This is a genomic window from Morganella sp. BCCO 40_0007 (assembly GCF_032989665.1).
Taxonomy (GTDB): Bacteria; Pseudomonadota; Gammaproteobacteria; order Enterobacterales; family Enterobacteriaceae; genus Morganella; species Morganella sibonii.
The window spans coordinates 163,370-173,204 of the sequence record NZ_JAVBIN010000014.1 but is presented as its reverse complement, the minus strand read 5'-3'; the positions used below and the strand labels follow the sequence as shown (position 1 = coordinate 173,204).

8 protein-coding genes are annotated in these 9,835 nt (G+C 51.0%); 3 read left to right on the top strand and 5 right to left on the bottom strand.

Annotated elements, in window-relative coordinates; translation table 11 throughout:
• Window positions 1-1,174 (top strand): peptidase domain-containing ABC transporter (locus tag R5268_RS17315; RefSeq protein WP_317419929.1); only part of this gene is annotated, 1,174 nt, incomplete at its 5' end.
• A gap of 8 nt (window positions 1,175-1,182) precedes the next feature.
• On the opposite strand, the gene mtr is transcribed toward R5268_RS17315, so the two are convergent.
• From mtr to R5268_RS17300, 4 genes are all read right to left on the bottom strand, one after another.
• Window positions 1,183-2,427 (bottom strand): tryptophan permease, encoded by a 1,245-nt coding sequence (mtr, locus tag R5268_RS17310; RefSeq protein ID WP_107679431.1) that lies wholly within the window; start codon window positions 2,425-2,427, stop codon window positions 1,183-1,185.
• Between the two features lie 81 nt (window positions 2,428-2,508).
• Entirely contained in the window at window positions 2,509-3,906 is a 1,398-nt protein-coding gene (gene tnaA / locus R5268_RS17305) for a tryptophanase (RefSeq protein ID WP_107679515.1), read from the bottom strand.
• A gap of 133 nt (window positions 3,907-4,039) precedes the next feature.
• The gene (gene tnaC, locus R5268_RS19490; RefSeq protein ID WP_072056840.1) at window positions 4,040-4,138 is read right to left on the bottom strand and encodes a tryptophanase leader peptide; all 99 of its coding nucleotides are present in this window, start codon (window positions 4,136-4,138) and stop codon (window positions 4,040-4,042) included.
• A 381-nt stretch (window positions 4,139-4,519) separates the two neighbouring features.
• Complete coding sequence (locus R5268_RS17300) at window positions 4,520-5,413, bottom strand: diaminopimelate dehydrogenase (protein WP_317419928.1); 894 nt, start codon at window positions 5,411-5,413, stop codon at window positions 4,520-4,522.
• A gap of 199 nt (window positions 5,414-5,612) precedes the next feature.
• On the opposite strand from R5268_RS17300, the gene R5268_RS17295 reads away from it, so the two are divergent.
• Both R5268_RS17295 and R5268_RS17290 read left to right on the top strand, forming a co-directional pair.
• Window positions 5,613-6,959 carry an MATE family efflux transporter gene (locus R5268_RS17295; RefSeq protein WP_052927122.1) on the top strand — a complete coding sequence of 449 codons (1,347 nt, stop codon included), beginning with the start codon at window positions 5,613-5,615 and terminating at the stop codon, window positions 6,957-6,959.
• Window positions 6,960-7,382: 423 nt separating this feature from the next.
• Window positions 7,383-8,690, top strand: a complete 1,308-nt coding sequence (locus tag R5268_RS17290) for a serine dehydratase subunit alpha family protein (protein ID WP_317419927.1) — start codon at window positions 7,383-7,385, stop codon at window positions 8,688-8,690.
• Between the two features lie 84 nt (window positions 8,691-8,774).
• Here R5268_RS17290 and yjiA read toward each other — a convergent pair whose 3' ends face one another.
• Window positions 8,775-9,734 (bottom strand): GTPase, encoded by a 960-nt coding sequence (gene yjiA, locus R5268_RS17285; protein ID WP_317419925.1) that lies wholly within the window; start codon window positions 9,732-9,734, stop codon window positions 8,775-8,777.
• Window positions 9,735-9,835: the final 101 nt, after the last annotated feature.

The following is a 9,835-nucleotide window of genomic DNA, read 5'->3' as shown; positions in this document are numbered from 1 at the left end:
CAGTCTCACCTGGATTGTGCTGGCCTTTACCGCGGTGTATATCGGCCTGCGGCTGGCAACGTACGGCTATTACCGCCAGCTGTCGGAAGAGTCGCTGATTAAAGAGGCGCGCGCCGGGTCGTACTTTATGGAATCCCTTTACGGGATCACCACGGTAAAAACCCAGGGCATGAGCGAGCGCCGGGGTAATCACTGGCTGAATCTGAAAGTGGATTCCATCAACACCGGCATCCGCCTGACCAAAATGGATCTGATGTTCGGCGGGGTAAACACCTTTATTATGGCCTGCGATCAGATCGTTATTCTGTGGATCGGCGCCACGATGGTGATCGACAATACGATGACCCTCGGGATGTTTGTTGCGTTCAGTGCCTATCGTGAGCAGTTTTCTGACCGTGCCGCATCCATCATTGAGTTCCTGCTGCAACTGCGGATCATGAGCCTGCATAACGAGCGTATTTCCGATATCGCTCTGAATGAGCAGGAAAATAAAAAGCCGGATGTGCCGTACGAGCCGCAGATGCAGGCCGCCGGGCTGGAAACCCGCAGTCTGGCATACAGCTATGACAGCCAGTCCGCGCCGATTTTCCGCGATATTAATCTGTCGGTCGCGCCCGGCGAAAGTGTGGCGATCACCGGGCCGTCCGGTTCGGGGAAAACCACGCTGATGAAAGTGCTGTGCGGTCTGTTTGAACCCTCTGACGGCAAAGTGTTTATTGATAACATCGATATCCGCCAGCTCGGCGTCAATAACTACCACAAAATGATCGCCTGCGTGATGCAGGATGACAAACTGTTTTCCGGCTCGATCCGCGAGAACATCTGCGGATTCACCGAAAATCCCGACGAGGAGTTAATGATAGCCTGTGCACAGGCCAGCTATATTCACGACGTGATTACATCGATGCCGATGGGATATGAAACGCTGATCGGTGAACTGGGTGAAGGGCTTTCCGGCGGGCAGAAACAGCGGGTATTTATTGCCCGGGCGCTGTACCGCAGACCGCGTATCCTGTTTATGGATGAGGCGACCAGTGCGCTGGATAAAGAGAGTGAATCTTACGTCAACCAGGCGATCAGTCAGTTGCCGATCACCCGGATTATTATCGCTCACCGTGAATCGACCATTGAGTCAGCGGACAGGGTTATTAAACTTGATAACCCTGCCGTTTAAAGTGAGGCTTACCGGTAGACCGGTAACAGGCTGAAGCTTGACAGAATATGCACCACCGCGTTCAGTACCCCGAAGCTCAGGATCAGCCAGATCATGGGCTCACCACCCCAGACCCGGAACTGCGGGCTGCCGAAGCGTTTGCGGGATGCGCGGGCCAGCAGTGCCGGGACAATCGCGGCCCAGACCGTCGCCGCCAGACCGGCAAAGCCGATGGCATAAATAAAGCCGTCCGGATACAGCAATCCGCCCAGCATCGGCGGGGAGAATGTCACTACTGCTGTTTTCAGACGGCCGGTCTTACTGTCATCAAATTTGAATAAATCCGCCAGATAGTCAAATAACCCCAGCGTCACACCAAGGAATGAGCTGGCCACCGCAAAGTTAGAGAACACTATCAGCAGCAGTTCCAGACCGCGGCTGTGCAGCACTCCGCTCAGCGCCTGAACCAGCACATCAATATTACCGCCCTTTTCCGCAATCGGAATAAAGTCCGGACGCGGAATATTCCCCATCGTACCGAGCATCCAGATAATATAGAGCACCAGCGCCATCAGCGTCCCGATCGTCAGACAGCGGCGGATTTTGCCGGGCTCTTTACCGTAATATTTCATCAGGCTCGGCACATTACCGTGGAACCCGAACGAGGCCAGACAAAACGGCAGGGTAAACAGGACATAAGGCAGATAAGAGGCGTCCGGCTGCGCCACATTCAGTAAGACCGCCGGTTTGACATTCCACAGCAGACCGCCGAATGTCATAAAGAATGTCAGGATTTTGGCACCGAGCACAATCGTCGTCATCCGGCTGACGGCTTTGGTACTCAGCCAGACAATAAACGCGACGGCAAGGGCAAACAGAAACCCGCCCATCCGTGCCGGAAGTGCAATTCCCGCCTGCGCAAAGGTGTGGCTCAGCACCGAACCGCTGGCCGAAATATAGGCATAGGTCAGAATATACAATACGAACGCAATAGTCAGGCCGTTAATAATATTCCAGCCGTTTCCCAGCAGATCGCGGGTGATCGTATCAAAACTGGAGCCAATCCGGTAATTCAGGTTGGCTTCCAAAATCATTAATCCTGAGTGCAGCATACAAAACCAGGTGAATACCAGTGCTGCAATCGACCAGAAAAACCATGCACCGGACATTACCACCGGCAGGGAAAACATCCCCGCACCAATGATAGTTCCGCCGATAATCATTGCTCCGCCGAATACTGACGGCGAAACAGAGGACGCAGGAACAGTAGCCATAAGAGTACCTCTGGTGGCTTAATATTATCGTTATGTTTGAAATCAGGAGGATGCAGTGCATCCTCCTGTAAGACGACAGGGTTACATGACAGGTTTCAGGCGGGCGACAAAGTGACGCAGAACCGGCGGTTCATAGGTAAATGTCAGCCCTTTGATATCTGCGGCTTTTTCTTTCAGCCGGATAAAGGCATCCGCTATATAATCCATATGGTCATTGGTATAGACACGGCGCGGGATCGTCAGGCGCAGCAATTCCATCGGTGACGGCTTCTGAATACCGGTTTCCGGGTCACGTCCCAGCAGCAGCGAACCGATTTCCACCCCGCGGATACCGGACTCCAGGAACAGCTCATTATTCAGCGCATGTGCCGGGAACTGATCCCCCGGGATATGCGGCAGCATTTTCTTCGCGTCGACAAAGACAGCATGGCCGCCGACCGGATACTGAATCGGAATGCCGGCTTCGCGCAGGCGTTCACCCAGATATTCCACCTGAGCGATACGGTAGCGGAGGTAATCCTCATCCATCCCCTCTTCCAGCCCGATAGCCAGTGCTTCCATATCACGTCCGGCAAGACCGCCGTAAGTGACAAAGCCTTCCATCGGTACACAGCGGGTGCGCACTTCGTTAAACAGATCTTCGTCATCACGGAAACAGCACAGACCGCCGATATTGACCAATGAGTCCTTTTTCGCCGACATTGTCAGCATATCGCCGTATTTATACATCTCTTTGACGATCTCTTTCACTGACTTATCCGCATACCCTTTTTCGCGCTGTTTGATAAACCAGGCATTTTCACAGAAGCGGGCTGAGTCAATCACCACCGGGATATCGTACTTTTTGGCGATCTCATACACAGCTTTCATGTTTGCCAGTGAAATCGGCTGACCGCCGGAACTGTTACAGGTCACGGTGGTAACAATCGCCGCCACATTTTTCGCGCCGTGCTCTGCAATCGCCGCATTGAGCAGATCTAAATCGAAATCGCCTTTCCAGTCATAATAGGTTGTTGTATCAAAGGCTTTTGGTGTAACCACGTTAATCGCTTTCGCGCCGTTTAACTCCACATGGGCAGCCGTGGTATCAAAGTGGAAGTTGGAGATAAAGACCGGCTTATCCGCCCCGGATTTGCGGCGGCGGGCGATCAGTGACGGAAACAGAATTTGCTCGGCACCGCGGCCCTGGTGTGTCGGGATAGTAAACGGATAGCCAATCAGTTTTTTCACCTGATCACAGAGATGGTAATAGTTACGGGAGCCTGCATACGCCTCATCCCCCATCATCAGCCCGGCCCACTGGCGGTCACTCATCGCACCGGTACCGGAATCGGTCAGCAGGTCAATAAAGACCACATCACCCGGTAATAAAAACGGGTTATATCCGGCTTCCTTCAGGGCAACTTCCCGCTCATTACGGGTTGTCATCCGGATATTTTCGACCATTTTAATACGGAACGGCTCAGGAATACGTTTCATTATTTTACTCTCCGGTTTCGGGCTGCCGGATATATTTATCCGCTGCATTTTCCTGAGAAGAAAATACAGAAATACAGCCACGTTATATCAGCGTGTTTTTAATTAATTTTTGTGGTAATACGCGGACGGAGAATTACTCAGGGAAGAAGTTTGAAATACGATGATCAATATTGAACCATGCCTGCACGAGGCAGACACCGGCAAGATGACTTGGGATGGATAAGAAATTCATACACAAAGCCCTCTGAGTGGATAAGTAACGCACAAAATTACATTGAATAATCCTTTTGTCCATGATCAACTTCTCACTTATTATAATTATATGTATTAATTAAATATAATTATTCCACTAAGTTATTACATTATGTAAGCACTATTAATCAATTGCTGTCGTTATCAATTTCACGCCTGATAGTCTTCCTTTTTATTTATTCACAAGGACATCAGACGTGCCGGATACCGCACCGAAAATAAGTGTGTTTTTATATTCATAAAAAAATAGTTTCGACAATAACATTACAGATATAACAGTTAATTTAATTATCCGTTTTAAAGATAATAAAAAAGTGGTTTTCACCACTTTTTTCAGCGCTGTTTTGTGACTGAAATATCACTACACCAGTTTACTGATCCAGCTGTTAACATCACCGGCCAGGAAATTTACCGGCGGGATTTCAATCACACTGTATGCCCCCGGCTGCTGACGGCAGGCTGCACGTGCCGCAGACACCATAAACTGGGAGGTCAGTGCCGGGTTATTGATACGCATGCTGTATTCAAACAGCTGGTTATGCGTTTTACCGGAAACCCCTTTGTGCGTCATCGATACCCCGTGTCCCACATCTTTCAGGGCATCCACGCTGTCCACCTGACGGACATGTGTCTCATCGGAGGCAAAATAGCTGTCGGCTTTCAGCGCGGCGGTCACGGTCTCAATATCATGCCCCTGCTCAATCTCAACATAAACCATGCGGCGATGGACGCCGGTACCCAGCGGGATGGTCATGGAAAGCGCATCTTTTACACCGGGGATCGCTTTGGCAGCGACACTGTGGCCCATGCTCATTCCCGGTCCGAAGTTGGTGTAAGTCAGCCCTTTCGGTGCCATCGCCTGCATCAGTGTGCGGATGATGGAGTCGGAACCCGGGTCCCAGCCTGCCGAGATAATGGCAGTACACTCACCGGCGCGGGCAATCGGGTCAAGATGTGTTTTCAGCGCGACAATATCACTGTGAACATCAAAACTGTCCACGGTGTTAATCCCCAGTGCGAGGATCTCTGAGGCAACCGCACAGATAGCGCGGGTCGGTGAGCACAGCAGTGCCACATCCACATTGCCCAGTTCACGGATATCCGCCACCACCGGATACACAGAGTGTGCATCAGCAGCAGACGGATTGCGTCGTACAATCCCTGCAATGTCAAAATCAGCGGCAGCTTCCAGCGCCTCAATCGCATATTGTCCGATATTGCCGTAACCAACGACGGCGGCTCGTATTTTTTTCACGGAATTCTCTCTGTCATCATTGATTAGTCAGATAAGGAAATCATACTTATTTATGAAAGGAAACATTGATTTCTTAATTAGTTATGAAAAAAATGTTTTATTTTTCACCTTTCGCTATTCTCAGTAATATTATCCTGGTAGAATCCGGCTCCCTGTATCCGTCCCGGAACAAAAATCACACTCTTTACAGAAGGTCGTCATGCATCAGTCTGATGTGACAGAGCGCGGGCTCTTTTCCTTAAGCTGGCCGATTTTTATCGACCTGTTATTACACTTTTCCACCTTCCTGATTAATACCTGGATGGTCAGCCATGTGTCGTCAAAATATCTGGCGGCGATGGCGGTCGGTAACCAGGCATTTGACCTGTTTATCACTATTTTTAACTTTATCAGTGTCGGATGCAGCGTGGTCATCGCCCAGTATATCGGGGCGGGAAGACGGGATAAGGCCAGTCAGGCAATCCATATCTCCATCGCGTTCAATCTGTTGCTCGGATTATTGTCCGCCGGGTTTACCATTATTTTCGGTTATAAAATTCTGGAACTGATGAATACGCCGGAACATCTGATGGAAGATGCCTTTAACTATCTGCATATTCTGGGAATTTGTTTAATTCCGGAAGCGGTGACCATCATTCTGGCGGCCTGTCTGCGGGTGTACGGCAGAGCCAAACCGGCAATGTATGTCACGCTGGTCGCAAACGTGGTGACCGTTGTCGGTAACTGTATTGTGCTGTACGGCCTGTTCGGTCTGCCGCAGTACGGGCTGGTCGGTGTTGCCTGGTCCACCGTGGCCGGACGCCTGATTGCCGTGGCGCTGTTGTGCGGCCTGCTCTTTTACGGCCTGCGGATCAAATTCGTGCCGCGCATGCTGTTTCACTGGTCTAAAAATATGCTGAGGCAGATCCTGCATGTCGGTCTGCCGTCTGCCGGGGAAAACCTGGTCTGGATGCTGCATTATATGGTTGCCATCGCCTTTATCGGGCTGATGGGCGAGACCGCGCTGGCGGCGCAGACCATCTACTTCCAGTTATCACTGTTTATTATGCTGTTCGGGATAACCATCAGTATCGGAAATGAGATTCTGGTCGGGCATCTGGTCGGGGCAAAACGCTTTGAGGATGCTTATCAGCGCGGCATGAAAAGCCTGAAAACAGGCTTCTTCAGCACCATTCCGATTGTCTTTCTGTTCTGGCTGTTCCGTGATCACCTTGCTTACGGGCTGAGTGATGATCAGGCGGTGATTAAACTGCTGCTGCCGCTGTTCCTGCTGTCAGTCTTTTTAGAGCCGGGACGCACGCTGAATATTGTGATGGTAAACGCCCTGCGTGCCGCCGGTGACGCCCGTTTCCCGCTCTGTACCGCCCTGTTCTTTATGTGGTGTGTCGCGCTGCCGGTCGGCTATGTGCTCGGCATCAAACTGGAGATGGGAATACTCGGTATCTGGATTGGTTTTCTGTGTGATGAGTGGCTGCGCGGGCTTGTGAATACATGGCGCTGGCGCTCGAAAAAATGGCAGTCAAAACGGCTGGATATTGAAGGCTGATAAATCCGTCAGAATCCCCGCTGCAATTGTGCAGCGGGAACCACCTCAACCACCAGCTTATTACACCAAAATACATCAGTTTAAAGAATAAATACGGGATTATGTGCTGATAAATGGCCGGATACGCAGTTTTTCGTGACTGATATCACGGGTTCACATCACACTTTTTTATTTATGCATAACATAATGCATACAAATCACATTCAATAAGATATTTAAATCAAATAGTTAGATAAGTATTTTTGTCTCTTTTCACCTCCGGACGATTTCTTGCTTCATTCCCCCTTATCCGCCCTATTTTTTATTCTCCGGAGAAAGTTTTTCTCCGGATTCTGAAAATACCCCTGAATTGTGAAAGGATTTTTCTGCTGCCCTTTCGGTACACTGAGCCACATAACGGATTCGCGTATTTAAGGCTGAAAAATGGCAACACATCACACCCCTGACCAATGGAATAATTTTGTCGCAGTATTGCGTCAGTCAGTCAAACCGGCGACAGGCTGCACAGAACCGATTTCACTGGCGCTGGCTGCCGCAAAAGCAGCCGCATGCCTGCGCGGTGCACCGGAACAGATCCGCTGCTTTGTATCTCCGAACCTGATGAAAAATGGTCTTGGTGTCACCGTTCCGGGAACAGGTATGACCGGCTTGCCGGTCGCGGCAGCACTCGGGGCTATCGGCGGACAACCGGATGCCGGTCTGAATGTGCTGTGTGGTGTGACCGCAGACGATATCGCGGCCGGAAAAGCCTTTCTCGCCTCCGGTGCGGTATCGGTGGAAATCAAAGAACCGTGCAGCCACGTCCTGTACTCCGAAGCCACGGTATACAGCGGTGACGAACAGGCGACAGTTACTATCTGCGGTGATCATACCCATGTGACAGAAATCAGTCACAACGGCACCATTATTTACCGGGATGATGCCATCACGCATCAGAGCGGCAGTGATGATCCGTTTGCCGGTGCCTGCACCCGTGATATTTATGATTTCGCCACTCAGGCACCGGTTTCGATGATCAATTTTATGCGGCAGGCCGCTGATCTGAATGACGCACTGGCCCGCGAAGGGATGTCTAACCCGTACGGGTTACAAATCGGCCGCTCGCTGGAGAAACAGCGTGAGCGCGGACTGCTGTCAAAAGACCTGCTGTCCGACATTATGATCCGTACCTCTTCGGCCTCGGATGCCCGTATGGGCGGCGCACAACTGCCTGCGATGAGTAACTCCGGTTCCGGTAACCAGGGGATCGCCGCAACCCAGCCGGTAGTGGTGGTAGCGGAATATTTACAGGCGGATGAGGAGCAGCTTATCCGGGCCCTGACATTATCCCATCTGATGGCGATTTATATTCACAGCCAGTTCCCGCCGCTTTCCGCGCTGTGTGCGGCCACCACAGCCTCCATGGGGTCCGCAGCCGGTATTGCATGGTTATTTGAAGGCAGATACGAGCCGGTGGCGATGGCTATCAGCAGCATGATTGGTGATATCAGCGGGATTATCTGTGACGGTGCATCCAACAGCTGCGCGATGAAAGTCTCCAGCGGCGTCAGCGCAGCCTATAAAGCGGTGCTGATGGCAATGAATCAGCAGTGTGTCGGCGGTAACGACGGCATCGTCTGCAACGGTGTGGATCAATCCATCGCTAACCTCTGTGCGCTGGCCAGCCTATCTATGCAGCACACCGATGTGCAGATTATTGAAATCATGGCAAACAAGGCAAAATCAGCCTGATTTTTCCGGGTTTGGCTTTTTAAGGAAGCCCCCTTTCCTTTACCGGCCGCACCGGCCGGTTTTTTCATGCTTTCAGCGCTGTTATCACGCTGTCAGAGTGGCAAACGCATTGCGGATTTCCTGCTCCGGCAGCTGCATACCGATAAAAATCAGCACACTCTGTTTTACATCATCCTCACGCCATTCACGGTCAAAATCCGCACTGTACAGGCGCTGAACGCCCTGGAACAATAAGCGGCGCGGCTCATCTTTAATCCAGAGTAACCCTTTGTAACGCAGCATATTATCGGCATAGCTGAGTAACAGAGTTTCCATGGCGCGGGAAATCGCACTGATTTCCACCGGTTTATCCATGGTGATCACCAGCGACTGAATATCATTTTGCTGTTTTGGTGCAAAGCGGAACAGCGGTTTGCTGATTTCCACATTATCATCCAGCATAAAACCGCCGACATTAAACAGCAGGTTCATGTCGATTTCGCCGTTAACCACTTTATATACCGGGGCTTTGGCATTAATCCGCTGCAAACGGGCCAGCAGTGCCTCATTATCCGGCTTAACGTCTGTTTTGGTCAGCAGAATGCGATCCGCGTAGCCGATCTGCGCCTGAGCGATAGTGAACTGATCCAGCTGCTGCTGTGCATGCACCGCATCCACCAGCGTGATAATGCCGTCCAGCACATAACGCTCACACAGTTTCTCATTGGAGAAAAACGTTTGTGTGATCGGGCCGGGGTCGGCCATCCCGGTGCATTCAATCACCAGACGGTCAAAATCGATTTTACCGCTGTCCAGGTTTTCACACAGGTCGAGTAATGCATCTTCCAGCTCACTTGAGCGGCTGCAACAGATACACCCGTTACTCAGGGTTTTTATCTGCGTGGCGCGATCACCGATAATTTCATCATCAATCGGCACCTCACCGAATTCATTTTCAATCACGGCAATTTTCTGCCCGTGCTCCTCGTGGAGAATATGGCGCAGCAGTGTGGTTTTTCCGGCTCCCAGAAAACCGGTCAGAATGGTCACGGAGATAGGTTGCATAATCGGGTCCTTCTTACAGACAGACAGCGGAACAAAGGCTGTCAGAGTAACAAATAACACGGATAATAAAAAATATCCCCCGCACAATGTGACTGACATCA

What these genes read in the sequence shown, in the direction of transcription:
- R5268_RS17290 (WP_317419927.1), top strand. Translation starts at nt 7,383, where the DNA reads ATGGCAACACATCACACCCCTGACCAATGGAATAATTTTGTCGCAGTA.
- tnaC (WP_072056840.1), bottom strand. Translation starts at nt 4,138, where the DNA reads ATGAATTTCTTATCCATCCCAAGTCATCTTGCCGGTGTCTGCCTCGTG.
- R5268_RS17295 (WP_052927122.1), top strand. Translation starts at nt 5,613, where the DNA reads ATGCATCAGTCTGATGTGACAGAGCGCGGGCTCTTTTCCTTAAGCTGG.
- mtr (WP_107679431.1), bottom strand. Translation starts at nt 2,427, where the DNA reads ATGGCTACTGTTCCTGCGTCCTCTGTTTCGCCGTCAGTATTCGGCGGA.
- yjiA (WP_317419925.1), bottom strand. Translation starts at nt 9,734, where the DNA reads ATGCAACCTATCTCCGTGACCATTCTGACCGGTTTTCTGGGAGCCGGA.
- tnaA (WP_107679515.1), bottom strand. Translation starts at nt 3,906, where the DNA reads ATGAAACGTATTCCTGAGCCGTTCCGTATTAAAATGGTCGAAAATATC.